Source organism: Paenibacillus sp. OV219 (genome assembly GCF_900110075.1).
GTDB lineage: Bacteria > Bacillota > Bacilli > Paenibacillales > Paenibacillaceae > Paenibacillus_Z.
In genome coordinates this window covers 141,060-167,221 of record NZ_FOCJ01000013.1, presented here as the reverse complement: position 1 = coordinate 167,221, position 26,162 = coordinate 141,060, and the positions used below count along the sequence as shown (strand labels likewise).

Annotated in this window: 33 protein-coding genes, 2 riboswitches and 1 other annotated feature; of the genes, 3 read left to right on the top strand and 30 right to left on the bottom strand. The window is 49.1% G+C overall.

All coding sequences use genetic code 11. From position 1 onward, the window contains the following. Positions 1-29: 29 nt before the first annotated feature. From BMY11_RS25455 to BMY11_RS25430, 6 genes are all read right to left on the bottom strand, one after another. Positions 30-557, bottom strand: coding sequence for a GNAT family N-acetyltransferase (locus tag BMY11_RS25455; RefSeq protein WP_256217771.1), 528 nt, complete (start codon positions 555-557; stop codon positions 30-32). Between the two features lie 43 nt (positions 558-600). Next, positions 601-1,080, bottom strand: a complete 480-nt coding sequence (locus BMY11_RS25450) for a GAF domain-containing protein (RefSeq protein ID WP_090582695.1) — start codon at positions 1,078-1,080, stop codon at positions 601-603. A 54-nt stretch (positions 1,081-1,134) separates the two neighbouring features. Then, the gene (locus BMY11_RS25445; protein ID WP_090582693.1) at positions 1,135-1,626 is read right to left on the bottom strand and encodes a hypothetical protein; all 492 of its coding nucleotides are present in this window, start codon (positions 1,624-1,626) and stop codon (positions 1,135-1,137) included. A 74-nt stretch (positions 1,627-1,700) separates the two neighbouring features. Continuing rightward, positions 1,701-3,083 carry a copper amine oxidase N-terminal domain-containing protein gene (locus tag BMY11_RS25440; protein ID WP_090582692.1) on the bottom strand — a complete coding sequence of 461 codons (1,383 nt, stop codon included), beginning with the start codon at positions 3,081-3,083 and terminating at the stop codon, positions 1,701-1,703. Positions 3,084-3,128: 45 nt separating this feature from the next. Beyond that, positions 3,129-3,635, bottom strand: coding sequence for a GNAT family N-acetyltransferase (locus tag BMY11_RS25435; protein WP_090582690.1), 507 nt, complete (start codon positions 3,633-3,635; stop codon positions 3,129-3,131). A 129-nt stretch (positions 3,636-3,764) separates the two neighbouring features. Then, the gene (locus BMY11_RS25430; protein ID WP_256217770.1) at positions 3,765-4,562 is read right to left on the bottom strand and encodes a DUF2935 domain-containing protein; all 798 of its coding nucleotides are present in this window, start codon (positions 4,560-4,562) and stop codon (positions 3,765-3,767) included. A gap of 196 nt (positions 4,563-4,758) precedes the next feature. On the opposite strand from BMY11_RS25430, the gene BMY11_RS25425 reads away from it, so the two are divergent. Beyond that, positions 4,759-5,706: a hypothetical protein gene (locus BMY11_RS25425; protein WP_090582686.1), complete on the top strand. Its 948-nt coding sequence runs from the start codon at positions 4,759-4,761 to the stop codon at positions 5,704-5,706. A gap of 44 nt (positions 5,707-5,750) precedes the next feature. Here BMY11_RS25425 and BMY11_RS29800 read toward each other — a convergent pair whose 3' ends face one another. The 5 genes from BMY11_RS29800 to BMY11_RS25400 all read right to left on the bottom strand — a co-directional run bounded on the left by BMY11_RS29800 (position 5,751) and on the right by BMY11_RS25400 (position 10,490). Next, on the bottom strand, positions 5,751-6,224 hold the full coding sequence (locus BMY11_RS29800; protein WP_371262948.1) for a GNAT family N-acetyltransferase: 474 nt from the start codon (positions 6,222-6,224) through the stop codon (positions 5,751-5,753). Between the two features lie 33 nt (positions 6,225-6,257). Beyond that, the gene (locus tag BMY11_RS25415; RefSeq protein ID WP_090582682.1) at positions 6,258-7,916 is read right to left on the bottom strand and encodes a glutamine--tRNA ligase/YqeY domain fusion protein; all 1,659 of its coding nucleotides are present in this window, start codon (positions 7,914-7,916) and stop codon (positions 6,258-6,260) included. 82 nt (positions 7,917-7,998) lie between these two features. Further along, positions 7,999-8,262 (bottom strand) — a binding site (T-box leader). Between the two features lie 71 nt (positions 8,263-8,333). Beyond that, positions 8,334-9,311 (bottom strand): aldo/keto reductase, encoded by a 978-nt coding sequence (locus BMY11_RS25410; RefSeq protein ID WP_090582680.1) that lies wholly within the window; start codon positions 9,309-9,311, stop codon positions 8,334-8,336. Between the two features lie 18 nt (positions 9,312-9,329). Beyond that, positions 9,330-9,590 carry a hypothetical protein gene (locus BMY11_RS25405; RefSeq protein WP_090582678.1) on the bottom strand — a complete coding sequence of 87 codons (261 nt, stop codon included), beginning with the start codon at positions 9,588-9,590 and terminating at the stop codon, positions 9,330-9,332. Positions 9,591-9,623: 33 nt separating this feature from the next. Continuing rightward, complete coding sequence (locus tag BMY11_RS25400) at positions 9,624-10,490, bottom strand: LysR family transcriptional regulator (protein WP_090582676.1); 867 nt, start codon at positions 10,488-10,490, stop codon at positions 9,624-9,626. A gap of 116 nt (positions 10,491-10,606) precedes the next feature. On the opposite strand from BMY11_RS25400, the gene dapA reads away from it, so the two are divergent. Further along, on the top strand, positions 10,607-11,512 hold the full coding sequence (gene dapA, locus BMY11_RS25395; protein ID WP_090582674.1) for a 4-hydroxy-tetrahydrodipicolinate synthase: 906 nt from the start codon (positions 10,607-10,609) through the stop codon (positions 11,510-11,512). Positions 11,513-11,579: 67 nt separating this feature from the next. Here dapA and BMY11_RS25390 read toward each other — a convergent pair whose 3' ends face one another. The 16 genes from BMY11_RS25390 to BMY11_RS25315 form a co-directional block, all read right to left on the bottom strand. Continuing rightward, complete coding sequence (locus BMY11_RS25390; protein WP_371262944.1) at positions 11,580-11,774, bottom strand: DUF4177 domain-containing protein; 195 nt, start codon at positions 11,772-11,774, stop codon at positions 11,580-11,582. A 24-nt stretch (positions 11,775-11,798) separates the two neighbouring features. Beyond that, positions 11,799-12,092, bottom strand: a complete 294-nt coding sequence (locus BMY11_RS25385; RefSeq protein ID WP_256217769.1) for a DUF5316 domain-containing protein — start codon at positions 12,090-12,092, stop codon at positions 11,799-11,801. Between the two features lie 174 nt (positions 12,093-12,266). Continuing rightward, positions 12,267-13,406, bottom strand: a complete 1,140-nt coding sequence (gene thiO / locus BMY11_RS25380; protein ID WP_090582672.1) for a glycine oxidase ThiO — start codon at positions 13,404-13,406, stop codon at positions 12,267-12,269. Between the two features lie 39 nt (positions 13,407-13,445). Next, positions 13,446-14,222, bottom strand: coding sequence for a thiazole synthase (locus BMY11_RS25375; protein WP_090582669.1), 777 nt, complete (start codon positions 14,220-14,222; stop codon positions 13,446-13,448). Between the two features lie 6 nt (positions 14,223-14,228). Then, entirely contained in the window at positions 14,229-14,432 is a 204-nt protein-coding gene (thiS, locus tag BMY11_RS25370; RefSeq protein ID WP_256217768.1) for a sulfur carrier protein ThiS, read from the bottom strand. After that, positions 14,429-15,061 carry a thiamine phosphate synthase gene (gene thiE / locus BMY11_RS25365; protein ID WP_090582665.1) on the bottom strand — a complete coding sequence of 211 codons (633 nt, stop codon included), beginning with the start codon at positions 15,059-15,061 and terminating at the stop codon, positions 14,429-14,431. The genes thiS and thiE overlap by 4 nt, the downstream gene beginning before the upstream one ends. 21 nt (positions 15,062-15,082) lie before the next feature. Further along, a complete protein-coding gene (locus BMY11_RS25360) occupies positions 15,083-16,096 on the bottom strand; it encodes a ThiF family adenylyltransferase (RefSeq protein ID WP_090582663.1) in 1,014 nt (337 codons plus the stop codon). Positions 16,097-16,111: 15 nt separating this feature from the next. After that, the gene (locus tag BMY11_RS25355) at positions 16,112-17,113 is read right to left on the bottom strand and encodes an ABC transporter substrate-binding protein (RefSeq protein ID WP_256217767.1); all 1,002 of its coding nucleotides are present in this window, start codon (positions 17,111-17,113) and stop codon (positions 16,112-16,114) included. Positions 17,114-17,156: 43 nt separating this feature from the next. Continuing rightward, positions 17,157-17,933 carry an ABC transporter permease gene (locus BMY11_RS25350; protein ID WP_256217766.1) on the bottom strand — a complete coding sequence of 259 codons (777 nt, stop codon included), beginning with the start codon at positions 17,931-17,933 and terminating at the stop codon, positions 17,157-17,159. Then, positions 17,899-18,720, bottom strand: coding sequence for an ABC transporter ATP-binding protein (locus BMY11_RS25345; protein WP_256217765.1), 822 nt, complete (start codon positions 18,718-18,720; stop codon positions 17,899-17,901). Before BMY11_RS25345 ends, BMY11_RS25350 begins: the two co-directional genes overlap by 35 nt. Then, on the bottom strand, positions 18,717-19,394 hold the full coding sequence (gene tenA, locus BMY11_RS25340) for a thiaminase II (RefSeq protein ID WP_090582657.1): 678 nt from the start codon (positions 19,392-19,394) through the stop codon (positions 18,717-18,719). The genes BMY11_RS25345 and tenA overlap by 4 nt, the downstream gene beginning before the upstream one ends. Positions 19,395-19,477: 83 nt before the next feature. Beyond that, a riboswitch (TPP riboswitch) is annotated at positions 19,478-19,587 on the bottom strand. Between the two features lie 35 nt (positions 19,588-19,622). Continuing rightward, the gene (locus BMY11_RS25335; RefSeq protein ID WP_090582655.1) at positions 19,623-19,964 is read right to left on the bottom strand and encodes an AzlD domain-containing protein; all 342 of its coding nucleotides are present in this window, start codon (positions 19,962-19,964) and stop codon (positions 19,623-19,625) included. Next, on the bottom strand, positions 19,955-20,683 hold the full coding sequence (locus tag BMY11_RS25330; RefSeq protein WP_090582654.1) for an AzlC family ABC transporter permease: 729 nt from the start codon (positions 20,681-20,683) through the stop codon (positions 19,955-19,957). Before BMY11_RS25330 ends, BMY11_RS25335 begins: the two co-directional genes overlap by 10 nt. A 156-nt stretch (positions 20,684-20,839) precedes the next feature. Further along, positions 20,840-21,427 (bottom strand): NUDIX domain-containing protein, encoded by a 588-nt coding sequence (locus BMY11_RS25325; RefSeq protein ID WP_090582652.1) that lies wholly within the window; start codon positions 21,425-21,427, stop codon positions 20,840-20,842. A gap of 48 nt (positions 21,428-21,475) precedes the next feature. Continuing rightward, positions 21,476-21,907 (bottom strand): NUDIX hydrolase, encoded by a 432-nt coding sequence (locus tag BMY11_RS25320; protein WP_090582650.1) that lies wholly within the window; start codon positions 21,905-21,907, stop codon positions 21,476-21,478. 1 nt (position 21,908) lies between these two features. Beyond that, entirely contained in the window at positions 21,909-22,550 is a 642-nt protein-coding gene (locus BMY11_RS25315) for a zinc dependent phospholipase C family protein (RefSeq protein WP_090582648.1), read from the bottom strand. A gap of 154 nt (positions 22,551-22,704) precedes the next feature. After that, positions 22,705-22,786, top strand: a riboswitch (ZMP/ZTP riboswitch). A gap of 50 nt (positions 22,787-22,836) precedes the next feature. Between BMY11_RS25315 and BMY11_RS25310 the strand changes: the two genes are divergently transcribed. After that, the gene (locus BMY11_RS25310) at positions 22,837-23,946 is read left to right on the top strand and encodes a GNAT family N-acetyltransferase (protein ID WP_090582646.1); all 1,110 of its coding nucleotides are present in this window, start codon (positions 22,837-22,839) and stop codon (positions 23,944-23,946) included. A 137-nt stretch (positions 23,947-24,083) separates the two neighbouring features. On the opposite strand, the gene BMY11_RS25305 is transcribed toward BMY11_RS25310, so the two are convergent. From BMY11_RS25305 to BMY11_RS25295, 3 genes are all read right to left on the bottom strand, one after another. Continuing rightward, the gene (locus tag BMY11_RS25305) at positions 24,084-24,704 is read right to left on the bottom strand and encodes a DUF4362 domain-containing protein (RefSeq protein ID WP_177182826.1); all 621 of its coding nucleotides are present in this window, start codon (positions 24,702-24,704) and stop codon (positions 24,084-24,086) included. Further along, the gene (locus BMY11_RS25300) at positions 24,704-25,690 is read right to left on the bottom strand and encodes a mannonate dehydratase (RefSeq protein ID WP_177182825.1); all 987 of its coding nucleotides are present in this window, start codon (positions 25,688-25,690) and stop codon (positions 24,704-24,706) included. Before BMY11_RS25300 ends, BMY11_RS25305 begins: the two co-directional genes overlap by 1 nt. Positions 25,691-25,866: 176 nt before the next feature. Further along, positions 25,867-26,151 (bottom strand): hypothetical protein, encoded by a 285-nt coding sequence (locus BMY11_RS25295; RefSeq protein WP_143069350.1) that lies wholly within the window; start codon positions 26,149-26,151, stop codon positions 25,867-25,869. Between the last annotated feature and the right edge of the window lie 11 nt (positions 26,152-26,162).

The window sequence follows — 26,162 nt, the reverse complement described above, 5'->3', positions numbered from 1 at the left end:
TTATTTGTCCCAGTGAAGCTTGATTCATGCTACTCCATATCTCCGCCGCGGTAAGCTTTCTCATGATAGTTGGTAATGAATTTGAACAGAGATCGGCCATCCTCTTCCCCTGGAGTAAATGACGGCTCTAGCGGCAAGTACATCGCATGATACGTCTCTGGAACCCAGATATACGGATGCACATAGCTTGTCAGCTGAAACCCAGTCTTCCGCCAAAATCGGATACGCTCCGCATTCTCCTCCGTCAGCTCAGCTTCGACTTCGATGATGAGCGCGCTGCAGCACTGTGTTGTCACTGCCCACTGGCTAATCGCTTCGACGCAATGCCGGCCAAGTCCGCTCCCTCTACGATTTGCCCGAACCGCGAGGTAATCGAGCACGAGCACATGCGCATGACGATCTGTTGATGTCAGCGCCATCGCGACAATCTTACCTGCTTCACTCCAAGTATGCAGCTCGCTGAGCTTACGCTCGAACATACGGCGGATAACGCCTATGCTCTTGCCTCTATGCTCAGGGAAAGCTTCTCTGTACACCGGCTCAACCTTTCGCCACAAGCTATCATCCCACTCTGAAGTGACAAGGTAGTCCATGGTCATCTTAGAGGTGAGCGATGAGCTTCTGAACGAACTGCTCTAGATACTGCTGATCCAGCTCGTCGAACCGGTTCAATTCGGGGCTGTCGATGTCCAGTACGCCAAGCAGTTCTCCGTCTTTCATAATTGGGATGACGATCTCGGATTGCGAAGCTGCATCACACGCAATATGACCAGGAAATTCATGAACGTTCTCGACGCGAACAGTCTCTCTTGTGCTTGCTGCTTTACCGCAAACGCCGCGCGCGAATGGAATACGTACGCATGCCGGCAACCCTTGGAACGGTCCAAGCACAAGCTCCCCGCCACGGTTGATGTAGAAGCCAACCCAGTTAATACGATCTAGAAATTGATTCAGTAGCGCAGACGCGTTGGAGAGATTCGCGATATGATCGGCTTCCCCTTCAAGCAACGCACCGAGCTGGTTGATGACTAACTCGTAATTCTTCTCACGTGATTCTGTATATGCCTCTGTATGAAACATGCAGTGTGCTCCTTTACTTGCTTGAAATAATTAAGACATTCCCTATATTGTATATCAGCTGGATGTGCCGTTCAATTCATCCTGGTGGAAAGGATCAGCAACCTCCTGGCCTGCCGTGTCTAGTATGAGTTTCTCTTGACCGTCCTCGAATTCCCAGTAAAGCTTATGATTGATCTCGAAGAGATGGAGGTTCCAGCGACTCGCCTCGGAAGAGAGATCGAATCCCCGCTGCTGCACCATACGCGTGATTGACTCATAAGTAACGGGCAGCTGAACGCTCTTCGTTGTCTCGTCATCGTGGAAGATAACTGCGGATTGCCGCCCCGCTTCATCTTCTGCTACAACGATGAACGGACTGTGGAAATAGGGCATTGCCGCTACTTCCGCAAGCTTCATAGCTGCCAGCTTCTCTTTGTAATGAGCAGCGATATACAACTGATCCCCCGCAACTGGCTCCTGATCGTTAATGCTCTTCTGGTTAATCGCGCATCCAACCAATGAACCTGCCATAACGATGAATAATAATACAACTACAATCTTGTTCATTCCAACCGCCCCCGAGTTCTATCTTCTGCTAATGCTTCTCGTAATTGTTGACGGTCACTCGTGATAAAAGGTTGCTAATCCATCTCCATGACTCCGATATAGAACCAATTCGCCGGCTGGAAGACTTGAGTGCAGAAGACACGCAGCTCGCCGTCGTATATGCCTGCATCCGAATGCCAATTGTTCGCGACCTGGAATCCCATGTGATAGAGGTAGTCCTGCTTGAAGCTCACATTCACGCTTGTTCCTGTTCCGTTGTTAGGGGTAATTACATATTGTACCGTCTCAATGTCGGTGTAGCCTCCAGTGCGATGATTGAACAAGTAATAGATCAGTCCCTTGTCATATACAATATTGCTGATCTTCGCTCCTTTCGGAATCGTCGCGTTGAATATATTAGGCTTGCCGCTGCTGCTGCTCGTCAAGTTGCCGTTAAGGTCATAGAGCGAAAGCTGTTCGCCATTCACCTCAGCAAGACTGCCACCCGCTCCGTCGTAGATCCAGAAATCCGCTTCAGTCGATAGCTCCTTGTTCAATGTAATGTGGTGCTCCAAATCATCGAACAGGTAGAGCACCGACTTGCCGTCGCCTCGATTGTACACGACTCCTCTGCCACCTTCACTTGTTCGGAGCGAAGTGACCGATTCTTTGGTGAGCACAGTGGATTTGAATAAATATTCATTCCGTCTCACTGAACCATCCGCTGCAAAATCGATGAACCGTAGTCCCTGCTTGTCCCTCACTACGAGCGTATTGCCCTGTATCAGCTTGATCGGCTTCACTTCGCCGAGCAAAGAATCAGTTGTAGCGATTTCCTTATCGCGCACCTGCCATTTCAAATCTTTCATGATCGAAGCGTAGATATGATCGACCTTACCCACGGTTTCAGTCCAATAAACGAAGACGTTCCCCTCTTGGTCCTCACCAGCATAATCGGTAAAGTGCGGCTTGTTGCTGAACCCTCGGTCCGGCTCCGGATACTCGTCCGTTAAGAACCACATGCCTGATTTGTTCCGAATAATAATGGAGTTGCCAACTGGTGTAACATCTTTATTCGTCGCTTCCGCAACGAAACGAAGTGGAACAAAGGTCGTACCCGCTTGTATAAACGGCGCTGTCCGCAGCTTCAACTGCTTGCCATTCACTTGTGCGGTCAAGTTGCCGATCTGCAGCATGATAGTGACGTCTTTCCGCGTTCCGACAATGGCCTTCGCCTGATTCTCCTGATTGAACGAAACTTCGAACCCAAGTGCATCGAATAAAGCTCGAAACGGAACCAAAGTAACACCTTCAATTTTTATCGGTGCAACTGGCATCGCTACTGGCTTCTCGTTCAGCAGCACTTGGATGGGCTTCACGGCTGCTCCTGTTCCGCTACTGGCGCTCACAGGCACAACTGCAGTTTGAAATGTGATTACTAGAAAACAAACCATACAGCGGTTATTATGCTCGTCCATTTTGTCCGTCTCATCTTATTCCGCCCCCTCGAATTGTGGCTATTTCTAAATTGGATTCCAACCGATTAACAGCTCAGGCAGATCTTCATTGCCGATGCGAATCTCCTGCTGGTCAATAATTTGTCCACCTTGTGCTAAATAGAAAGTCAATGACGGATTGTCCGCGAGCACCCACAGCATCATGGAGGAACGGTCCGTATTCCGCAAGGCATCCCTAACATGTCGAAACAGCTGCTTGCCGATGCCCGCTCGCTGATATGGCTCGAGCAAGTAAATCGCATACAACTCACTGTCATAGCCCCGTTCTGGTTCTCGACATCCCCCGCCATTGGCAAAGCCAACAATGCGGCCGTTATCCGCTACTGCGACGAAGATGCGATCATGCACGTTCATATTGTTGAACGTCCACTTCCAATTTCTAATCCTCTGATCTACGGATAAACTGTCCAGATAATCATCGGCAATGATGCCGCGATATGTGGTTTGCCAGCTCTTCACGTGAACGCTTGCAATTTGCACCGCATCGGCAATCGTCGCTTCTCTTATCAACACCGTACATCACCGTCCTCTTACCCAAATATTCAACAATAATTACCATATACCTCCAACTGATGCATTCTTTTTCGCAAGTAAAATAGATAAAGCTGCCAGTCACAATCGACCAACAGCCTCTACACACATTCAGTTTTTCTTACCTGTCAAACTAAGCTCGAACATATTGATGATCTCTAGGAAATGCTCCGCCTCACGATACACATGATCGGCAAGCAGCGGATGGATAATGCTCTTGATTCGGCAAGCTTCGATGAGATCGCGTGCGGTTTTCTTAAAATCACGAAGAGCGACAACGGATACACGGTTCTGATCCAGAAACTGGTCCAGCAGAGGAACCGTCTGCGATTGCGGGCGCATCGAATCGAGATCGACGGCCTGATAGAGCAGCTGATCAAAGTCGTGACTGAATTCATTCGCTTGGTCAACCAGCTTCCGCTCCGACGGATCTAGCAGATGGCTGATGAATTTCGCATGATCAGCCATAATCCGAAGGAAGAAAACATTTTCGTTAATAATGGCGTCTGGCAGTGGGTCCAGCCTTCCGGCGTTAAGCTCGGCGAGCCGATTCCGGAAATAATTCGCTTCTCTACTCGTATGATCCACTAGCAGGGGGAAATTGTTCGCTCCAGGCAGTTGGCAGGTAAGTATAAGTTGAAGGATTTTGCGCTTAAACAGCCAGATATGCGAAACAGCATTGTGAACCTCTTCATTGAACCTCCGGATCACATTCGGATCTGTGCCAACCGTAAATTGGTTCGCCCTACTCTCAATATTTTCGAAGATGGAGTAGAACTGATTCGCTTCATTAATGAGTGTCGTATCCTCACAACGGAATCCAAGCTTTAGAAATAATGAATGCTCTTTCATAATCCGCGACCAAAACCGAATCTCCTCCAATGAGCGAGCTACGAACGCATCCGGCAACTTGAATTCCTCCCTTAACCTCTTGTGCCATCTCCATAGCGTATGGGCGCACAGCTTGGCTATATGACATATGAAGGGAGGCTTGACGTTGAATAAGTTCCAGAAATTTTCCATCTGTATCGAAACTATTCCAGCGGAAGGTGCGTAATAAGAGCAAAGCCACTATACTCATTAACGATGAAACGGGGAAATTACGATGCCGAATGATTTAAGCGCTCAGCTGCTTGAGGCTAAGGAACGGTTGCACCGGTTGAACAAGGCGGAGCGCAGACGTGAAGAGCTGCTGAGACGAACTCGCAATCAAGAACAAATCATAATCCAGTATGAGGTTCAACTAGAGAAGGAAGAAGCTGATGTTGAGAAGCTGACAAAGCTGAGCTTAACGAACTTATTTCATACCATTCTGCGCAGCAAGGAAGAACAGCTTGAGGTTGAGCGCCAACAGGCGCTAGCAGCAGCGCTGAAACTGCAGGAGGAGAAGCAGCGGCTACTGAGCACACAAGAGGATTTGCGGCTTCTCGGTGACGAGCTCGCCCAATATCAAGGTGCTGATCGAGATTATAATCGTTTGCTAGCAGCCAAAGAAGCTGCACTTCGCGTCGCCTCTTCTCATGGCAGCGAGCTTATTGCGATGGATGATCAGATCGGAGACCAGACGATCCAGCTGAAAGAGATCCAAGAAGCTTTGACAGCAGGCAATCGTGTGCTCTCTGCTCTGGAAGATGCGTCCGGGAGTCTCGAGAAAGCGGAGAACTGGGGAGCGTGGGATACTTGGGGCGGCGGCGGATTGATCAGTACGTCCATCAAACATGAACATGTGGATGATGCCAAGCGGCATATTCAGAATGCGAATCATCTGCTTCACAGCTTCCGCGATGAGCTGGATGATCTGAATCAAACCATTGATATTCAGATTGATATCAGCAGCTCGCTCAAGATGGCCGATTATTGGTTCGACGGTCTCATCACCGACTGGATCGTTCAAGGGCGTATTGAGAATTCACAACAGCAAACGCTCGATGCGCTAGGTAATATCCGCCCTGTCATTCGAGTGCTGCAAAGCAAGCAAGCTTCGGGCCAAGCGGCCCTCATAGCTCTGCAAACGAAGCGGCAAGCATGGATTGAGATGACGAATCTCGAGTAAATCGAAGAGGGCATATGCTCCTAGGGAGGCATATGCCCTTTGCTTTAGTCAATCCTTCGTTCCATTCGAATACCGACCACATATTCTCCTGTTGCTGTCTGTTTACTAAACAGATCTACTGGTAGAAACCCGTGCTTTCGATAAAAAACAAGTCCTCTTGTGTTCGTGCTTTGACAGATTAACTTCATCACATTTACTCCGAAGCGCGCCTTCGCCAGCTGTGTCATCGTCTCCAGCAAAAATGCAGCAGCACCTCTACCTCGAAATGCCGGAGCAATGATTACATTTCCTAAGAAACAGCTCTCTTCTTCTGTCTGATACAAATTCGCAAATGCGATAACTTCTTTATCAAATAGGATACAAGTTGGTTCTTGTCGTGTTTGGACTTTCTCTATAATTTGCTCTGGGGTGAGCGGATAAGTTGCTGATGGAAAGAAGTACTGGAGTTCCTCTGCATGTTGTGGAAACGTACAAATTATCGCTAAGTCAGATGCTTCGAGTGAACGACTTGTGTAGATGGTAATTCCCCCTATTTATGGCTGCACCTTCGCTTATCTTTTATTCCACGTATCTTTAAGCGGTACAATTCGATTGAACACAAGCCGCTCAGCGGAGCTAAGCTTCGAGTCGGTGCAGAAATATCCGTGACGGAAAAATTGAAACTTGTGCTCTATGCCAACGTCACGAATGTACGGCTCAACCATGGCATTGCGTAAAATCGTTAGCGACTCCGTATTCAACCGTTCTGACCAGTCCTCGTTCTCCTCAGGTGGAGCGTCCGAGTAAAGCAGCTTATCATAGAGATGCACATCAACCGAAACCGTATGTTCCACGGATACCCAGTGGATCGTTCCCTTCACTTTCCGCTCGCTGAAGCCCGAGCCGCTCTTCGTTCTCGGGTCATACGTGACGTGAAGCTCAACGATTTCGCCAGTCATCGCATCTTTAATCACATGCTCGCAACGGATGAAATACGCTCCCTTAAGCCTAACCTCCATCCCCGGACTAAGCCGGTGGAACCCCGCAGGCGGTGACTCCATGAAGTCATCTTGCTCCACATAGATCGTCCGCGAGAACGGCACTTCCCTAGACCCAAGCTCCGGGTTCTCGCTATTGTTCTCTATGGTGAGGAGCTCCATTTGACCCTCGGGATAATTGGTGATGACCACCTTTAACGGGCGGAGCACCCCCATCACACTGACCGTAGTCCCCTTCAGCTCTTGGCGTAGACAATGATCGAGTAATGAGATATCGACTGTACTTTGCGCTCGTATGCTGCCGATCTCGGTGATGAACCTTCGAATACTTTCTGGCGTAAATCCCCGCCGCCGAAGTCCACGCAGCGTTGGGAGTCTTGGATCATCCCAGCCATCCACGTGGCCACCTTCGACGAGCTGCCGCAGAAATCTTTTGCTAGTGACAACGCCTGTTAAGCTGAGTCGACCGAACTCCCGTTGGCGCGGTGGCGATGGCGTCTCCAGCTCGTGCAGAACCCAGTCATACAGCGGACGATGATCCTTGAACTCAATCGAACAGAGCGAATACGTAATGCCTTCAATGGCATCTTGAATCGGATGGGCAAAATCATACATCGGATAAATGCACCACTCATCTCCCGTCCGGTAATGTTCCGCATGAATGATCCGGTACAGCACGGGATCGCGCATATTCATATTGGGCGAGCTCATGTCAATCCGGGCACGGAGTACTTTCGCAGCCGCCAAGTATGCGCCAGCCTTCATCTCCCCGAAGAGCAACAAACACTCCTCCACCGTCCGGTCTCGGTATGGACTATTCCTCCCCGGCTCGGTAAGCGTCCCGCGATAGTCTGTCATCTCGCTCGGCGATAAATCGCACACATATGCCTTCCCATCTTCGATCAGCTTCACCGCGCTGCGGTATATGGCATCCGAGTAATCCGAGCCGTAATAAATATGCTCCTTCGGATCGTAGCCGAGCCACTTGATATCTTCGATGATCGCATTCACATATGTGATATCTTCTTTGAGCGGGTTCGTATCGTCAAACCTTAGATGAAACTTGCCTCCGAAGCTGGCAGCAACCATGTAATTCGTATGAATCGCATACGCGCTGCCAATATGCAAGTACCCGTTCGGCTCAGGCGGAAACCGCGTACACATCTCTCTGTTGAATGGATCCTCCGCGAGCTCTTCCTCAATTAACTTAAGCATAAAATGATCGTTGTTCATTGTCTATGGCTCCTCCTAATGTGCAAGATGGCGTCACTTCGATCGCAAAAATAAAAAAACTTCACCTCCAAGACTTGTCGGTCTTGGGGACGAAGTTATTCGCGGTGCCACCCCAGCTTCATTAATATGTCGCCATATTAACCTTTTCAAGTACGGCACTCCCCAAGTAGGAAGTGGTTATACTCTAGCTCAGTAACGGGAGCTCCCGTCATGCCATCACGATTCGCTTGGATCCGGCATGCTGCTCAGAGGCTTGGTTCGCGGAACAGATTCCTTGCTCCTTCTCAGCACCCGGAGCTCTCTGTACAGGTTTCGTATTCCCTACTCTTCTCTTCACTGCATTTTGTAAAATATTTCAAACATCATAACAGATCATATACACGATGTAAATGGGTTCTTCATAGGGTATGGAAAATGTTACATAGGCAGGCGATACCATGCAAAAGGTTTGCCATATCGATAGGTATCGCTAATCTCATTCAGCTGCTCCATAACTTGATCGCTGAGCTGCACGGAGACGCTATTCAAATTATCTTCCAGTTGGCTTGTACTCGTCGCGCCGACGATGACGGTGGACACTGCCGGGCAGTTCATGAGCCAAGCAAGCGACAATACACTTGCTGTACATCCGTTCGCTTCAGCGATACTGCTCACTTGCTGGCCTAGCGTGATTCTGCCTTCGTCCATAAAACGTGCGAAGTTCGGGTCAGTAACCACTCGAGAATTCGATGGCGCTTCACCGCTCAGGCTGTACTTGCCGCTCAATATACCGCCGGCGAGCGGGAAGTATGGAATAATCCCGACACCTTGGTCAAGACACACTGGGGCAAGCTCCTGCTCCGGCGTCCGATCCGCGAGCGAATAGCTGACTTGTGTAGATACATAGCGCGGGAACCCTCGTGCCTCACTAATCGCTAATGCTTTCATAAGCTCCCATGCAAAATAATTGGATGCGCCAATATAGCGAATCTTGCCAGCACGCACCATATCATCGAGAAAACGAAGCGTCTCCTCCAGCGGCGTGTTCGGATCGAATGTATGGATTTGATAAAGGTCGACATAATCGGTTTGCAGTCGTGTCAGGCTATCCTCCAGCTCCTGCTGAAGATGAAACCGGGAGGAACCGCTCTCATTCGGCCCGCTTCCCCGTGGGAGTCCGCCCTTCGTCGCGAGCACCACTTTGCTACGCTTGCCTTGGAGTGCTTCTCCAATAATCCGCTCCGATTCTGTGCCCGCGTAAATATTAGCGGTATCAATAAAATTGATGCCCCGCTCAATGGCGAAGTCGATAATGCGTATGGAGGTTTCACGGTCAGCACGTTTGCCGAATGCGTTCGTTCCGAGCCCAAGCTCGGATACGCGAAGTCCGCTGTTACCTAGTCGGCGATAGTTCATAGTCGTTTGTTCCTCCTTTTATTTGCGTTGTTTTAATTGCAGCAGGATGCTCTGCAACAGCTTGATTATCTCCGCCATTCCACGGAATAGTGCGCCAACCGCTAGACTTGCCATGAGTACGAATCCGCTTGTCAGGATCGAGCCGTGCACAAATAAGAAGAATGCGATGACAATTCCGGCAATCGCAATCGCCCATGCGATAAACGTTAAAATCGCGACGGTCTTGTTCTCCTCCCGATTCGAATAATCAAGCTCATATCGGCCAAGATCGGACTTCATTTTTCCTGCTTCCTTTCCACGCTTCAAAGCCATTTACCGAAATCGATTCATAAAATCTGTCATTGCATGGGAAATCCATTTCTTAGGATGCTTCAGAAGGTATAGCTTCAGCCGAATCTCTTGGTGTGCGAATGGCAATACTGCCAGCTCGCCCCTACGGATCTCTTCATCTGCCGCCATACGAGGCAGGAGCGCGATGCCATCGCTAGTCATAACGCAACGCTTGATTGCTTCTGGATTGCCAAGCTCCAAACCAACGCGATATACGAATCCATTGGCACGCAGCACCTTTTCAAGCATGATTCGGTAATTACAGCTCTCTTCGCTCATAAACCATTCCACGCCTGCAAGATCTGGCAGTTCCACCTTATCTAGAGCAGTAAGCCGGTGGGTCGGATTCACAATGAGCACTAGCGGCTCTTCCCGTATCATCTGCCATTCAAGCGCCGAATCGGATGGGCTACTCGCCAAAATAAATCCTAAATCAATATCGCCGTCCCTGAGTTTATTTAAGATGGTCTCTTCGCGATCCGAATGTAGTCGGATAGCGAGCTCAGGATAGTCACGTCGCAGCTGTTGAATTGACGGTGGAAGAAAATAAGAGGCGATGGAATCTATCGTTCCGATCGAGAGCGTACCCCCACCTTGTCGAGCCAGCTTTTCCTTGGATTCCTGGTATAGATCTAGCATTTGCACGGCTACTCGGAGCAATTCCTCACCAGCCGATGTTAAGCGCAGCCCACGACCGAACCTCTCGAACAGCTCCACGCCATACGCCTTCTCCAGCTTCTGAATTTGAGCCGTCACGCTCGACTGTGCATAGCCTAACTCCTCAGCCGCCCTTGTGAAGCTCTGGCGATGTGCCACCTCCCGAAAAGTTTGCAAGTAGATCAGTTCCATTTTCACACAACAACTCCATCATTAATTTCGATTTCCCTTATCACTTATTATAGATAACTCTGATGACAATTCCTATGCTACTGTAAGACTATAAACATCATTTCGGAGGTGCGGATATGTTAAAGGAAGAGAATCTACGGGGGATTATTGTGCCGGTCGTGACGCCGTTCTCGCACGACGGATCAATAGATGAAATATCTTACGACCGCTACTTGATGGAGCTGCTAAATCATGACATTCAAGGACTTGTCATCAATGGAACGACCGGGGAATCACCAACAGTTACGTGGGAGGAAGTTAGCGAGCTTGTTCAAAGAACGAAAGCTATCATTAAAAGTTGTGGAAAATCGACACCTGTTATCGTCGGTACCGGTACGAACGATACGCAGTCGACAATAAACCGAACCAAGCTAGCAGCGGCACTCGGTGCGGACGCCGCTCTTGTCGTTGTTCCATACTATAGCAGGCCATCGCAAGCTGGCATTCTCGAACACTTCAGGCTCGTTGCGCAAACGGGGGTACCTATTATTGCATATGAGGTTCCGTACCGTACAGGCGTACGGTTAAGCGCAGATACAGCTGCAGCAATTCTAGCGCAGGAAGGGATAATCGGATTGAAAGATAGCTCAGGCGGGATCGAGCTGATTGCAGCCTTGAATCGACTTCATATCGTGAAGCCTGTCTTATGCGGAGAAGATGCTTATTTTCTCAGACATTTGAATCATGGTGCCGCAGGAGGGATATTGGCAGCAGCTAATCTGAGGACGGAGATGTTCATAGAGACGTATCGGCAGCACCGCGACGGCCATTCAGCTCAAGCGGCGAAGGCATTCGATTCACTGATACCGCTAATTGAACTGCTGTTTCGGGAGTCGAACCCCGCCCCCCTCAAATGGCTGCTTTCGCGTCAATGCATCCTCGCGTCGGCTACCCTTCGGCTGCCTATGATGCCCATAACAGAAGCATTACAGCAGCAGCTCGCGAAGGAGATGGGATATTCCGCAATAGGTGACAACTACTAATTGATAAAGGCACCCAACCATTCACGGGCGGGTGCCTTTATGTATGAAGTCAGAACTGAATATCTTCCTATTCTTCTTGAACGAGCCTCTCGAAAATAATTTCAAAATCTCCTGGTTTCCCATGACCGTCATAGTTTGTACCCAGAACCTGAACTAAACGCCAGCCTGCCTTTGCATACTCATCTATCATTTCTCTATGCTTTGGTGCGGAGAAGAATCCACCAAGCGAAGTTTCAACGTATTTGTATTCGTACAATGCCATAACGAGATCAATCCCTTCGTTCTATTAATCATATTTTAGGAAACCCCATAAGAGTAAGATCGGAATTGCTGCAACGAAACAAGCCATTGCGACATTCTCCCGTTGTTTCTTGTCGTTTGGGTCCTCATTGCTGTAATTAGCTCTACCTCGGTCTCCCGATACCATCGCCCCGCTTGTAATAATCGTACAAATAAATAGAACTAACCCAATTACACCAGATACTCGTTGAATGGTGGAGCTATTCATAAATATCGTCAACGCCAACAGAACGAATGAAACGATCAATCCATAGAGAAATGAGTATTTTGCCAGCTTCATGATGCGGCCCTCCTCCATATACCTCCTAATACTTCCATATGATGCTTTTACGTGTCGAGGTAGACAAAGGTTGCGATATAGGTTCAATTCGGCTACGACATGAGCAAAGAAAATAGAAGCTGATCTAATTGACCAGCTTCCACCGTTTTATACGATTTGAAGATATCATCACGCTCACGAGTAAGATGCAAGTAATCCGAACCGCTCAGGCGAGAACGCCCGCTTGCGCTCCACTGTCTGCTTCCCATCGAGGCAATCTGCGACGTACATCGCTGTAGCCGGGCTGAGCAGGATGCCGTTACGGTAATGACCTGCTGCCATGATTACGCGGTCTGATGCGCTAAGCGGGCCGAGCAGCGGAAATCCGTCCTGCGTGGAAGGGCGCAAGCCAGCCCAGCGATGGAACGGAACACGATGCTCCAAGTCTGGGAAAAGCTGTTTATTCCACTTCCGCAGCCGCTCAATGCCTCTGTCCGTAACCGAGGTATCGAAGCCGGCGACATCCTCTGAAGCTCCACAGACGAGAGTTCCATTCTCTTTCGCAACCAGGTACCCTTGATTGCAAAATACCATGTGCTGCACCGGCTGCGCACCATCTGTACCATCTACCTCGTATGCGCATATTTGCCCACGAATCGGGTATACAGGAATCCGGATGCCGAACGTCCCCTCCAGCTCCTGTGCCCATGCGCCAGAGCATACAACTAGCCGGTCGCCGCCGAACACGCGTCCATCCTCCGCAATTACACGAACTTCATGCTGCCACTCCGTCACAGCGAGCTGCTCTAACTGCTCATGAATCTGCACGCCCATGAGACGGCATGCTTCCTCAAGCGCCTTCACATAATGCGGCGCATAGAGATGGCTCTCTTCTGGCGTAAATAACGCTGCTCGCACATTCTTCGCCAGATGCGGCTCAAGTCGCTGCAACTCAACGCCTTCAACGATGCGCCCCGAAGAGCCGTGCTGTCGCTGCCAATGCAGTCTGCCTTCAAGCGCGAGCAAGTCGGCATCGTGGTAAGCCGCATAGAGGCTGCCCGAGTTCGTATATTCGAACGACTGGCCTGATGCCTTTTTCACGTCAGCCTGCCATTCTGGGTAGAGCCGCAAGCTTTCTAGACATAGCTGAAAGAAAGCATCGGGTCCTTCTACGTTCTCGGAATATGGCGCAAGCATACCAGCAGCTGCACCAGACGCCTGCCCGCCGCAGCGGTTGATTTCCAGCACTGTCACCTCATAGCCTCGCCGTCGCAGCTCGAACGCACAGGATAAGCCGATGACGCCTCCGCCCATAACGATAACTTGCTCTTTCATCCCAAACCTCTTCTCTCACCCGCGATAGGAGTCGCCTGATTAGCTCAGCTTGAACGCTTCGTACCCGCTGCTCGCCGATGCATATTTCTTCTTCTCAATACGACCTGACAAATACGAATGTCGACCGGCTTCAATCGCAAGCTTCATTGCAAGCGCCATTCTAACCGGGTCCTTCGCTTTGGCTACAGGCGTATTCATCAGCACAGCGGACACGCCAAGCTCCATCGCCTGCGCGACATCGCTGACAGAGCCAAGACCTGCATCGACGATAATCGGAACGTTCGCATCCTCCACGATGAGTCCAAGATGGTACGGATTGAGAATGCCAAGCCCTGTTCCAATCGGAGCTGCACCAGGCATTACCGCTGCTGCGCCGGCCTCTTCAAGACGTTTGCACATAATTGGGTCATCCGTGATATAAGGAAGTACCGTGAACCCTTCTTTAACCAGTATTTCCGTCGCCTTAAGCGTCTCAATAGGATCAGGCAACAGAGTGCGCTCATTGGCGCTAATCTCTACCTTCACCCAGTCGCTAAGCCCTGATGCGCGAGCAAGCCGAGCAATACGAACGGCTTCATCGGCTGTCCGTGCGCCTGATGTATTCGGTAGATAGACATAGGATTCATCCTGCACATGCTGCAGAATCGAATCATCTTCTGTAGACTCCAGGTTAATTCGACGTATAGCGAATGTAAGCACCTGTGCGCCAGAAGCTCTAATCGCTTCCTTCTGCACATACGGATTCGGAAACAACCCTGTCCCGATAAAGAAACGCGAGGTTAACGCAATGCCGCCAATTTGAAAACCATCACTCATTTTCCGTTAGCCCCCTCCGACAAAATGAACCAGTTCGATCTGCATATGAGGATGTACCGCTGCCGATGCCCACTGCTCAGCAGTCAACACGGCGCCGCCAGCTTCCACGACAAGCGGTTTACCCGTCAATCCGTAATGCGCTACGACATCCGCAATCGTCTGAACACCGTCAAGCTCATGCTCGGCTCCGTTAATAACCAGCTTCATCATTCAGCCTCTCCCTTGTTTGTAAGCTTAGCGAGGAAAGCTCTGCAAGTACCGCTCACATCACTGCTGCCAACAATTTCGCTCACGGCGCATATCCGAGTTGCCCCTGCGGCGATGACTTCATCCACATTGTTCAGCTTGATGCCGCCAATGGCAACGAACGGAATACCGATCTCCGCAGCCACTTCACGTACGTACGAGACACTAACGGGGTCGACGACATCCGCCTTCGTCGCTGTGCGAAACACAGGCCCGACTCCGATATAATCTGCGCCTTGCTCTTGTGCAAGACGCGCCTCCTCAATAGCATGGGTCGAGATGCCGATGATTTTGTCGCCGACAAGCTTGCGAGCTTCTTCCAGAGTAAGATCGTTCTGGCCTAAATGAATGCCGTCTGCATCCACCTCTAGCGCAATATCGATATGGTCATTCACGATAAAAGTGACGCCATACTTACGCGTCAGCTCCCGAAGCGAATGCGCCTTTCGGAGAAGCTCTTCTCTGCCGCTTGTTTTATCCCGCAGCTGAATAATATCTGCACCGCCGATAATCGCTTCCTCCATAACCTCTACTAAATCCCGGTTCGGGTGAAACTGCTCGCCTGTGATGGCATATAAACGAAAATCATTCATCCACATCAGCCTCCCTTGTTTTTATGCTCCGATATATCTCGCATACAATGTTTTGGCACGAACAACATCGTCAGTTCCTTGCACGAACACGCGACCGTCGGGGAACAGCACCAGACGCTCTCCTTCCGGCAGCTCGGCACGAACCAAATACGCATTCGCGCTCACATTCACGACCGCAGGCGCCAGGCGCTCGCTCCAAAGCGATAGATCAAGCGGACCGCTTCCCGCAAGCTGAACCGTCTCCCGCCCGCATAACGACACGGCCACTTCCGGCTGCGCTGGATCAAGCGCGGGGTACTGCTTTAACTGGCAGCACGGACAATTGGCAGCCGGCTCCCCGAGCTTCATTTCATAATGCCGGTTATGCCACAGGTCGAACGTGAGCAGACTGTTCCTTCGTTTGTCACCAGCGCCTACCAAATACTTCAGCGCCTCAACCGCCTGATAGGAAGCGACTATATCGATGACAGGCGCGATAACGCCGATGGTATCGCATGTCTGACCGCTCGCATCAGCGGATTGAATGAAACAGCGCAGACATGGCGTCTGCCCCGGCACAAGCATCGCGCTCATGCCGTGTGCGCTGACGGCACCGCCATAGGTGAACGGAATTCCTTTGCTAAAACAAGCATCGTTCAATAGAAACCGAGTTTGAAAATTATCTGTTCCATCGAGCACGAGATCCACTCCGTGCAGCAGCTGATCGATATTATGAACAGTGGCATCTGCAACAATTGCCTCCAGCCGAACGGATGAGTTCACTCTCGCAAGCTTCCTCTCCGCTGCAACTGCCTTTGGATAACCATTTTGCACATCGTCTTCGTCATACAGCATTTGACGCTGCAAATTACTCAGCTCCACATAGTCACGGTCTACCAGCCGCACGAATCCGACGCCTGCCCTAACCATATGGTTGGCAAGCACGGTGCCGAGCGCCCCCATGCCAACAATGCACACAGCGCTTTGTCCCAGCTTACGCTGACCCGCTTCGCCGATTGGCGCAAACAACATTTGTCTTGAATAGCGTGTGTCCATTGAATGAGTCTCCTCCTATAAATTGCGGTACAACTCGTCAGCTTTAACATCCTTCGATAGCTGGCCATGCTCCTTCAGCCAATTGATAACATCGCTCCACGACTGAGCGGATTGACTCATGAAAGGCTCATTCCCTGCATCCATAAGCGGCAAAAGAATAGCTAAGCTTTTCTTCTCAACTTCAGCATCCAGCGGGAAATCAGCACTTTGTTGATCCAGCAGCAGCTTTAGCGCTTCATCCGGATGACTTACGGTGTAGGCTTGCCCCTTGCTGGCAGCTTCGATAAACCGCTTGATTGCATCACTGTTCTTCTCCACGCCGGACTCGCTAGCGGTGAGAACCAGCTCGTAGTAATCGGGCACCCCGTACTTAGACGGGTCGAATACGGTTAGCTTCTGGCCTTCTTTCTCCAGCAACAGCTTCTCATGGTTGATGTAACCCCCGATGATCCCGTCCACTTTCTTCGTCGTCATTGACGGGATAAGATCCCAACCAACGTCCACATATTTCACTTTAGACGGATCGCCTCCATCCGATTTCACCATTGTATTGATTAGCTCCTCATCGAGCGGTAGCGATGGATAGCCTACCGTTCTTCCCTCAAGATCCTTGGGGCTTTGCACGCCATCCGAATCACGAACGAACAGTTGGTTCAGCGGATGACGAACGATCGCGCCGACAGATACAATCGGAATATCTTCTGCTCGCGCAACCGCAACCTGCATCTGATAACTGAACGCCAAATCTGCTTTGCCCGTCGACACCAGCTTCAGTGCATCATTTGTATCGGCAGGCGTCTCCAGCTTGACCTTAAGGCCGGCCTCCTTGAAATAGCCTTGTGACTCCGCCGCATATAAGAACGTATGAACTGCATTCGGATACCAGTCCAGCAGAACCGTTAGCTCCGTTTCCCCTTCACCCGACTGCTTCTTGGAGGCACAACCTGCAGCAGCGCCAATCATAAGCGTAACGGCTAGAACCAACTTCGCACTTTTTCTCCAATTACGTAGCATCATTTCAAATCCAGTCTCCCTTTTATCAACTTCTAGTTTCTATTCCTTATTCCTTACGATGGCTCAGCACCAGCTTCTCCAACAATTGAACGGCAAGGAACAACACAATCCCCATTGCCGACAGCAACAGAACACCAGAGAACACCGCTTCACCGCGAAGCATGTTCGACGCCCGCTTCGTATACATGCCAAGTCCGTTCTCCCCGCCAAGCCACTCACCCAGCGTTGCGCCTCCGACGCTGATCGCGGCAGCCAGCTTAAGACCGGTAAAAAATCCAGGCAGCGCGGATGGCAGCTTCCATTTCGTAAATAGCGCGCGATTGCCTGCTCCCATCGTCCGTAACAGCTCCCCGATACCGGCATCAGCGGTGCGGAAGCCATCCGCCGTATTCACTGCAATCGGGAAGAAAGTAAACAGAACAACAACGGCGACTTTACTCCATATTTCATAACCGAACCACATCACCATAATCGGTGACAATGCGATAATCGGAATGGTCTGGGATGCGACGATGAGCGGGTAGATCGTCCGTTTCGCAAGCCTCGAGACGTCGATAATGATCGCAGACGCCACACCAAGAACAGTCGAGATGAAGAGACCAAGCAGCGACTCCCACAGCGTGACACCGAGATGCTTCGTTAATACCGCGCGGTTTTCCCATAGCGACAAGAGCACGTCAGATAGTTTCGGGATAATGTAATGCGGAAAATGAAAGATTCTTGCACTTGCTTCCCAAAGAACCGCAATCAGCAGCAGGAACGCCGCCTCAGGGACATAAGCGGTCATTTTAGCTCTCAAGTCCGTCACCTTCCTTCCGTCCATTCGCGCCTTGCTCCAGCATGGCTAGCAACTGCCGCTTCAAACGGATGAATGGTTCATCGAGCGCGAGCTTATGGCTGCGCGGACGAGGTAGGCTGACTTGCAGCTCGCTCAGTGCTGAAATCGGTGAGCTCGCAGCTACAAGGACTCGGTCGGACAAGAAAAGCGCTTCGTCAACATCGTGCGTGATGAAGAGCACCGTCATGCGGTGCCTCGCGCATATTTGCAGCAGCCACTCCTGCATGCTGATGCGTGTTATCGCATCCAAAGCGCTGAATGGTTCATCGAGCAGCAGCAGCTCGCCTCCGCCAAGCAAAGCACGCAGAAATGAGACGCGCTGACGCATGCCGCCAGACAGCTCGTGCGGATATTTCCGCTCCGTGCCCGCAAGCCCGAACTCGGGCAGAAGCTCCAGCACCTGGCGCTTCGCTTCGCGTTTGCTTACTCCACGAAGCTCGAGGCCAAGCGCGGCATTGTCCAGCACAGTTCGCCACGGCATTAGACAATCCCGTTGCGGCATATAGCCGATACGACCACGTTTTGCCGCTTCCGCAGCTGGCTCGTGGTTTGCTCCAATCGCTATCGTCCCCGTATCTTGCACGAGCAAGCCCGCCACCAGCCGGAACAGCGTTGTCTTGCCGATGCCGCTCGCTGCGAGCATACTGACGAACTCGCCCTCTCGGATGTCGAATTCAAGACCGCTGAATAACGGAGACTCCCCTGCAAAAGCAAAATGAAGATCACTTACTGACAGCGCAAGTGGAGCAATCTCTGAATGCGTTATACTCACACCGGCCACTCCTCTAACCGGTAAGCCATATCCCAAAACATATACTCCAGCTTTGAAGCAACGATGAATCGCTCCTCCAGCTTCGAGAGCTCAGCCTCTGGCAGTCCTTCCGCCAATTCATCCATCAGCCCTATACACCAATCCGCCAGCTCACCAAATTCTTCAGAACTGTACATGAGAATCCACTCGCGGTAGAGCGGATGGTTCAGCGCACCTGGATGGTTCATGAACGATACGCCAATTTCACGATAACTCCACATGCACGGCAGCAGCGCAGCTACAACTTCAGCCAGGGAGCCATGAGCTGCTGTATCCATCAGATATTTCGTGTACGCCACAGTCGTTGGCGAAGGAACCGTCTGTTCAAGCTGCTCACGGCTCACACCGAACTTTTCCGTATATTGGCGATGCAGCTCCATTTCCACATTTAGCGTGTTATGCAGAAGTTCCGCAAACTTAGCCATCGTCTGCACATCCCGAGCTTTCACGCTGCCGATCGCGAACAGTTTGGCATAATCGATCAAATAGACATAATCTTGCTTGAGATAATAGATGAATCGATCAGGGTCAAGCTTCCCCGAACGCAGTTCCGTCAGAAACGGATGCTCGTGACACTTCAACCACACCGGCTCTGCAGCATGGTACAATCTCTCAGTAAATCGACTCGAACTCATATGACAACAGCTCCTTTTGTTACAGGCAACAGAGGCACAGAACGCAAAAAAACCATTCGAGAATATACGAATGGTTGCGAATTAATACAATTCGATACGTTCTCTACGCCAGCATTACCTGGTTCAGATTAACGGTCAGGGAAATACGTTCCCAATCTCAGCCAGACTCCTTCTAGCCCCCGTACATACATATTCAATTACTTTTACTATAAGCGATTAACTAGTAATTCACAATAGGAGATCTCCAATCAAAAAACGCAATACCATTATCGAAATAATGCCGACAACGACCGTTCCTAATAAACTGCGAGAGAAGATAGCTGTCACAAAAGTTGGCAGTGCGGCAAACAACTCTACGTTGTTTCGGATTGGAGAAAGCTCCCCATTCTGTATGAACAATTCTTGTCCGACCAAAGCGGCCATGACTGCGATGGGTACATAATTCAACCAGCGCATGCCCCAATCAGGAATTTGAATGCGACTGAGAAGGATAAGCGGCAGCACGCGTGGTATAAATGTGACGATGGATGACCCCATAATAACGAGCAGAATATCCCATCTTATTTCCATTTTTCCACCACCATTCCTACTGTTGCTGCAATCACTGTAGCCACGATGACGCCAACGCTTGCAGATGACACCAACGTAACTCCTATAACAACGACCACTGCGCTAATTGCAACAATAACATCTCTTACAATCTTCCCCCGGCTCACCATCAATAGAACCAGAAGCCCAATAAACATGGCTGGCAGTGCAAAATCGAGGCCAAGCTTCTGAGGATTCGTAATCCACTGTCCCAAATATGCTCCAGCTATGTTGGCTGCAATCCAGTTCAGATAAGCGGTTATGTTAAGGCCATGCATCCATTTTTCACTCAGTCGTTGCTTATATGAAGTTTGATTAATGGCTACACCGAATGTTTCATCCGTAAGCAATGAACCTACTAGCATGTTCTTTAAAGGAGTAAGATGGCGAAAATATGGTGACAAAGCCGCGCTCAGCAACAAATGGCGCAGATTCACGAAGAAGATCGTTACGATTATTGCCGCTACCGAGCCCTGGGCTGCAATCATCCCGGCAATGATAAACTGGGCGGATCCCGCATAGATAAGGACACTCATCAGTGTAATTTCTATTATGCTGAGACCCGATGTCTTCTCAACAACCCCAGCGGCAAATCCTATACTCAAGTAGCCGAGCAAGGTAGGAATGCAATCTTTCACACCTTGGATAAAATCCCCCGTACCTACAGCTGCCTGCCTATTTGTGTTTGTGTTCTCTTGCATCTTGTGATCCTCTCCGTCGATTTCTTTCTTTTCTACATGTCAGGTTTGTTTATTATAATACACGCCTGTGTGTTATACCACACAGAATTTGCAATAAAAAACTGACATCTTTACGATGCCAGTTTGGATGAAATTTGAGTTATTTTAAATCGCGCGTTAAGGCGTAAACGTAGTCAACCAAACACATTCCTTCTCTACAATCATACGAACAAGATTCTCATGTAGAATTTGTGGTAGAACACGATGCTCTTGGATACTCTCCGTGTAAAATTCAATCCAATAAAACTCCAAATGACCTTCTTCGGAAATAGGTATCCTATGAGATTGTAATTGATCCGAGCTTACTTCAAATAAATGAGTGACTTCATGATGAATAATTCCTTTCTCGTCGGTCCTTTTCGTCTCAACGACACCAAGAAATCGCCCTATTATACAGTCAGCACCTAATTCCTCGACTAATTCTCTCTTTAAAGCTTGTTGTGCGCCTTCCCCTAGCTCAATACTCCCGCCAGGCAGAAAGGAGTGTGCCCCTTTTAAACGAGCGATTAGTATTTTGTTGTTATGTACAATGACTGCACGTGCAATGTGCCGGAATTTGATGTTCGTACTTTCACCCTGAAAATAGTCCAAAGGGAACTCGCCATTAGAATAATAGCGAATGACCTTCCCCTTCGCACTCGCATACTCGATCTCTCTTCTCGTACTAGCTCCAATGTAGCCGCCAACATCGTAGTCGAGCCACATAACGTTATTACGCTCATTAACTTCTCTCCATCTGTTTAATTATGAGAACTATTCAAACCACTGCCTTGGTCCGATGGTATGAAATAATTGATGACTCTCTGCACCCAGAGCATGTTGAATACGCGAAATCGTAAAATCACTTATTGGTCTTGGCAAGTCATCCATACTGAAAAATCTACACGCGGTTACTTCTGCTTGATCTGGCTCTGGCTGCTGACCCTCGACGAGACTACAAGTAAAAACAAAGTGATGCATGTCATGAGCGGGCTCATAATATACACCAGTCATGCGCTCTACAACCACTTCAAGACCCGTTTCTTCAAGTACTTCTCTCTTAGCAGTGTCGGATGCAGACTCATTCAGTTCTGAGAGTCCACCGGGTATTTCCCAGTTATATTTTCCATAGTTATGTTTGACCAACAATACTCGTCCTAATGAATCTGTAATAACAGCTGCTGCTCCAACTGGCTTCTTTGACATGTCATAATCCCCCTAGATTTACTGGAAACCGGTACAGAATTGCTGCTTGTTTTAATTTTATCAATGCAACCTCAACCGATGTTTCGATATATCCAAGAATCTGATCGAACGTGAACACCTGAAGCTTCTCTGCGATTACTTCGGGAGAATAATTCATATCTTCTATGACATGAGGAATAAGCGCTTCGACATCCTTGGACTTCACCTCTACTAAATCAATAACATCGTCGCTATGAAACAGCAACCTGTTCAACTCATCTTTCAAACCGTAATGCTCGAGCAATTGTCCGTTTAGTACACGAAAATCTTTGTGATATTGATTGTACAGCTCTTTATTGGCCTCCATCCGATTACGCAGCCAAGACAGATTGAAGCCTTTTAACCAGATGTCATCAGCGACTAGATGTGTGTAATAGCCTAATATATAGGCACTTGCAGCGTGTGCATTATATTTGTACAGGAACCCTGCATAATCAACACTTCGCGAGAAGTCATGTACATCACCTTGAAAGAAATGCGATTCATTCTTGGTGGAGACAGCATCAGGAGCAATACTGCCTAATAGAAATAGCGTTCGCTCTTCTATCGAAAGACTCTCTGCCATTCGAATCGCAATAATCGCATGCATGATTCTTGAACCCACTTCGACTCCTCCTAAACGGTTAGTTGATCACTGTCCATTATTATCCTTTTTCCTTACCGATTGCTAGTCTCAAGTTTTCTAATCTTGATGGTGGAATATTTAGAAAATTCAGTTGAAATAATCCGCTCTCCAGTCTTATAATAAACAATAAATAAACGGGATGCGTAACTGGCGAGAACGTAGAACACTACGGGGGAGCGTATCTTTCAAACTAGCCGTTCGCCTGGGCAAAGCATTTGGTTAATTCTAACCAAATGCTTTTCTATTTTCTAAGGAGAGTGCCAGGATGTTGTCAGTCAAAAATGTAGCCGTAATCGTGTATGACCAAGTAGATGCGCTCGATGTGACCGGACCGTTCGACACGTTCGCAATTGCTAGTAATTGGGGACAGGACTTCCGTGTGTATACGGTTGCCCTGGAGTCTAAAAATCCTGTCCGAACAATTAGCGGCTTAACGATTCAGCCAGACTTCGCTTCTTGGGACTGTCCGGCCCCGGATGTTCTGGTTGTACCGGGAGGATGGGGATCTCGGAAAGAGATGTATAATGAGAAGCTGACCGGTTGGATCTACGAAACCTCACAGCGGGCTTCGTTTACGTTATCTGTTTGCACAGGGGCACTATTGCTCGCCAAAGCCGGACTTCTTGAAGAATTGCGCGCAACCACTAACAGGCGTGCCATGGATTTGCTCAAGGAAGCAGCGCCGGCTAGCACAATGCTAGTCGAGAACGTCCGATACGTGGATAATGGCCGGCTTATTACATCAGCTGGCGTTACTGCGGGCATTGATGCGGCGCTGCATCTTGTCGCCAAGCTTCTGGGAGAGGAGCGCGCGCTCGAAACGGCATCTAGGCTAGAGCATGATTGGCGCCGAGAGCCATCTGAATGGCTTGCTTTTCACAGGGCAAAGGATGGAGACGTAGATGGTATTCGCTCCCTATTTGTCGACGCTGCAGAGTGGATTCATTCTACGCATGGATTGTGGCAGTGGAGGGCTGAACATTTCAATCGCGAGATGGTCGAAGCTTTTGTCCGAGATCAGGAAGTGTTTGTTGCCACTCTGGGGAATGAGTATGTCGGTTGCTTCTCCATGCACTGGCGAGATAAGGAAATATGGGGAGAGAAATTTCACGAGGATGCAGGCTACGTACACCGGCTATGTGTATCGCGCAAACGTAAGGGAGAAGGAATCGGCCGCGAGCTCATCCACTACGCAGAAAGCTACATTCAATCGAGAGGTAAACGTTGGCTCCGGCTAGACTGTATGTCCGACAATCCGAGCCTGAATGCCTATTATGTCAATTCAGGATTTAGCTTTCAAGGCCTCTATGACGCTGGCATGTGGAGTGCGAATTTATATGAGCGGGAGATAAAAGAAAAAACACCGGCGCGATAGCGTCGGTGTCTTTTCTTTCATGAAACTCCCAGTATCTCTCTAATTATCACTTTCGAGAAAATACTTAATAGTATCCCCATTGGAACGATTGTAAGCAATGCAGTTAGGCTCCTATTTGAGTCTATTCTTGTTCAAGACTACAATTTCTCTCTCGGGAATGAGAGAACGGGGAGCTGTTCTTTCCCATTGAAGCCTTCACATTGAGACAATTGAACATCAATATAATCACGATCTCGTTCATGAAGTCGAACCGACTTACACTCATATACGATCTTGTTCTTATTCTTAGGAAACCAAGCATCTCTTGAATGATCAACGGTCCACTTGATTTCCCTCCCGTTTGTAATGACATCATGAATGACCGGACCACTGTCCATACCTGGTTCAATAATCATTAAGTTGTCACCATGACCCTCATTAAATCGACTTACCATTTCTTCAAGCCGATCCAGATCCGCTCTATCATAATTGATGATAATGGCATGATTATTCGTGGTTTTATTCGTATCGGGCTTTACAACAAGAATGGAGATGACACCAAGCAAAGCGACAATGATTAGGGTCTGCAAAATAACGATCGTTCGATTAATTCTGATATCATTTCCTCCTAGTGCGTAACCATCTAATCTGGCAATACCCAGGTTATTCGCTGCTAGATTAAGGATATCCTTCCAATTCACAGAAATTGCAAAATGCCCGCATAACGAAAAGGCAACCAATCCAATGGATCGGTTGCCCTTCAAATTTCGGTTTATCATTACTCTGCAATCAGCTCCAGAGCATTCAACAGCCCCTGCATATACCCAACGGCATGAGCGCGTGCGCGATGCCCCCATGGTGAATCATTAATAACGCTCGGCACGTGATCGTCCATCAGGAAGCCTGTAAAGCCTGACCTTTTCAGCTCCAGCAACACTTCTGCAGGATGATAGTTTCCTTCGCCAAGGAAGCACTCTTGAAACTTCGGCATCGTACCTTGTACATCTCGGAAATGCACATAACAGATTTTGTTTCTTGGACCAAAATACCGAATCATCTCCATCACATTCGCAGCGCCATAGACCATCTCCGAGCAGCAGCCGAGGCACAGATTCAAGCCCCAAGCATCACTATTTGCAATTGCTTCGGCCCTCTTGAAATTTTCCACCTTATAGAAGATCCTTGCTGTTCCATCTAGCATCGCAACCGGTGGATCGTCAGGGTGCAGAGCAAGCCGCACGCCAGCCTCTTCAGCTACGGGAATTACAGCATTCAAGAAATACGCATAATTGTCCCACATAACCGACTCATCTGGAATTCTCACTTCCCGATTCGCAGCATATTTCACCTGATTGATGCCGCTTGCTGCAGCTTCAAGATCGAAAGCTGTACACAAAGCCCCTCCCCGCCCCGGCTCCGAGGACGTTCGCCAAACGAAGTTCGGCATGAAGTGGTGTCCTAGAACAGGGATTCCAGCTCGCCCCATATGCCGGATGATGGTGCAATAGTTCTCGATTTGCTCATCTCTGCCGGGCAGCCCCAGCATGATTTTATCGTAGAAACGAATCGGGACATTCTCAATGGATTCCAAGAACAATCCATTCTCATCGCAAGTTTTCTTGATAGCAAATAGATCCTCGTAAGTCCAACAATGTTCGCCTGGGATATTCGGGGTGTTAAGCTGGACACTCGTTACTCCTAGCTGCTTGGCATAAGTCATCGTTTCTTGAGTCAGCTCTTGCATTTGACCTAAGGCAATGCGCATGTTCTGCTTCACTCCTAATCACCGTCCAAGTCCGAATTTGGAAGCGTGTCTGTATCATGATGTAAACGTATTCGGCGATTCCCATAAATATCCTTGTCTACACGATTACGAAGATAAAAAAGACTGCCATTTGCTATCGGCAGCCTTCCAGTCTATTAGTGCAAATGGCAGCGGAGTTATCTATCTACTAATGAAGTCCAGCCGCTGCCACTGCGAATCGCATCAATGATTCGTTGATCGCGATATCCCTCTCGGAACGTAGGATAAGCTTGATAAGGCTCGTTCTTGATATCTGCGACAAACTCCCGGAAAAAAGCATTCCATTTATTTTGCTCCTGATTACCTGTTTGAGGGAAGCCTTCCATCAATCGTTCTGGAATGGTCTTTGCAGTCAAGCCTTCAGGGCCAGCGATGCTTATATCATAGGAGAAGACACCTCTAGCATCTATTGTCCCCTTCATCTATATGTAAA

Bases quoted from the DNA above. Each gene is read 5' to 3' on its own strand.
- BMY11_RS25325 (WP_090582652.1), bottom strand. From the start codon at position 21,427: ATGTGGCTCGACTACGATGTTGGCGGCTACATTGGAGCTAGTACGAGA.
- BMY11_RS25360 (WP_090582663.1), bottom strand. From the start codon at position 16,096: ATGGACACACGCTATTCAAGACAAATGTTGTTTGCGCCAATCGGCGAA.
- BMY11_RS25320 (WP_090582650.1), bottom strand. From the start codon at position 21,907: ATGTCAAAGAAGCCAGTTGGAGCAGCAGCTGTTATTACAGATTCATTA.
- thiS (WP_256217768.1), bottom strand. From the start codon at position 14,432: ATGATGAAGCTGGTTATTAACGGAGCCGAGCATGAGCTTGACGGTGTT.
- BMY11_RS25425 (WP_090582686.1), top strand. From the start codon at position 4,759: ATGCCGAATGATTTAAGCGCTCAGCTGCTTGAGGCTAAGGAACGGTTG.
- tenA (WP_090582657.1), bottom strand. From the start codon at position 19,394: ATGAGTTCGAGTCGATTTACTGAGAGATTGTACCATGCTGCAGAGCCG.
- BMY11_RS25400 (WP_090582676.1), bottom strand. From the start codon at position 10,490: ATGGAACTGATCTACTTGCAAACTTTTCGGGAGGTGGCACATCGCCAG.
- BMY11_RS25375 (WP_090582669.1), bottom strand. From the start codon at position 14,222: ATGAGTGATGGTTTTCAAATTGGCGGCATTGCGTTAACCTCGCGTTTC.
- BMY11_RS25445 (WP_090582693.1), bottom strand. From the start codon at position 1,626: ATGAACAAGATTGTAGTTGTATTATTATTCATCGTTATGGCAGGTTCA.
- dapA (WP_090582674.1), top strand. From the start codon at position 10,607: ATGTTAAAGGAAGAGAATCTACGGGGGATTATTGTGCCGGTCGTGACG.
- thiO (WP_090582672.1), bottom strand. From the start codon at position 13,406: ATGAAAGAGCAAGTTATCGTTATGGGCGGAGGCGTCATCGGCTTATCC.
- BMY11_RS25440 (WP_090582692.1), bottom strand. From the start codon at position 3,083: ATGGACGAGCATAATAACCGCTGTATGGTTTGTTTTCTAGTAATCACA.
- BMY11_RS25335 (WP_090582655.1), bottom strand. From the start codon at position 19,964: ATGGAAATAAGATGGGATATTCTGCTCGTTATTATGGGGTCATCCATC.
- BMY11_RS25330 (WP_090582654.1), bottom strand. From the start codon at position 20,683: ATGCAAGAGAACACAAACACAAATAGGCAGGCAGCTGTAGGTACGGGG.
- BMY11_RS25390 (WP_371262944.1), bottom strand. From the start codon at position 11,774: ATGGCATTGTACGAATACAAATACGTTGAAACTTCGCTTGGTGGATTC.
- thiE (WP_090582665.1), bottom strand. From the start codon at position 15,061: ATGAATGATTTTCGTTTATATGCCATCACAGGCGAGCAGTTTCACCCG.
- BMY11_RS25410 (WP_090582680.1), bottom strand. From the start codon at position 9,311: ATGAACTATCGCCGACTAGGTAACAGCGGACTTCGCGTATCCGAGCTT.
- BMY11_RS25415 (WP_090582682.1), bottom strand. From the start codon at position 7,916: ATGAACAACGATCATTTTATGCTTAAGTTAATTGAGGAAGAGCTCGCG.
- BMY11_RS25300 (WP_177182825.1), bottom strand. From the start codon at position 25,690: ATGCGCATTGCCTTAGGTCAAATGCAAGAGCTGACTCAAGAAACGATG.
- BMY11_RS25405 (WP_090582678.1), bottom strand. From the start codon at position 9,590: ATGAAGTCCGATCTTGGCCGATATGAGCTTGATTATTCGAATCGGGAG.
- BMY11_RS25385 (WP_256217769.1), bottom strand. From the start codon at position 12,092: ATGAAGCTGGCAAAATACTCATTTCTCTATGGATTGATCGTTTCATTC.
- BMY11_RS25355 (WP_256217767.1), bottom strand. From the start codon at position 17,113: ATGATGCTACGTAATTGGAGAAAAAGTGCGAAGTTGGTTCTAGCCGTT.
- BMY11_RS25350 (WP_256217766.1), bottom strand. From the start codon at position 17,933: ATGGACGGAAGGAAGGTGACGGACTTGAGAGCTAAAATGACCGCTTAT.
- BMY11_RS25305 (WP_177182826.1), bottom strand. From the start codon at position 24,704: ATGATAAACCGAAATTTGAAGGGCAACCGATCCATTGGATTGGTTGCC.
- BMY11_RS25310 (WP_090582646.1), top strand. From the start codon at position 22,837: ATGTTGTCAGTCAAAAATGTAGCCGTAATCGTGTATGACCAAGTAGAT.
- BMY11_RS25450 (WP_090582695.1), bottom strand. From the start codon at position 1,080: ATGTTTCATACAGAGGCATATACAGAATCACGTGAGAAGAATTACGAG.
- BMY11_RS25295 (WP_143069350.1), bottom strand. From the start codon at position 26,151: ATGAAGGGGACAATAGATGCTAGAGGTGTCTTCTCCTATGATATAAGC.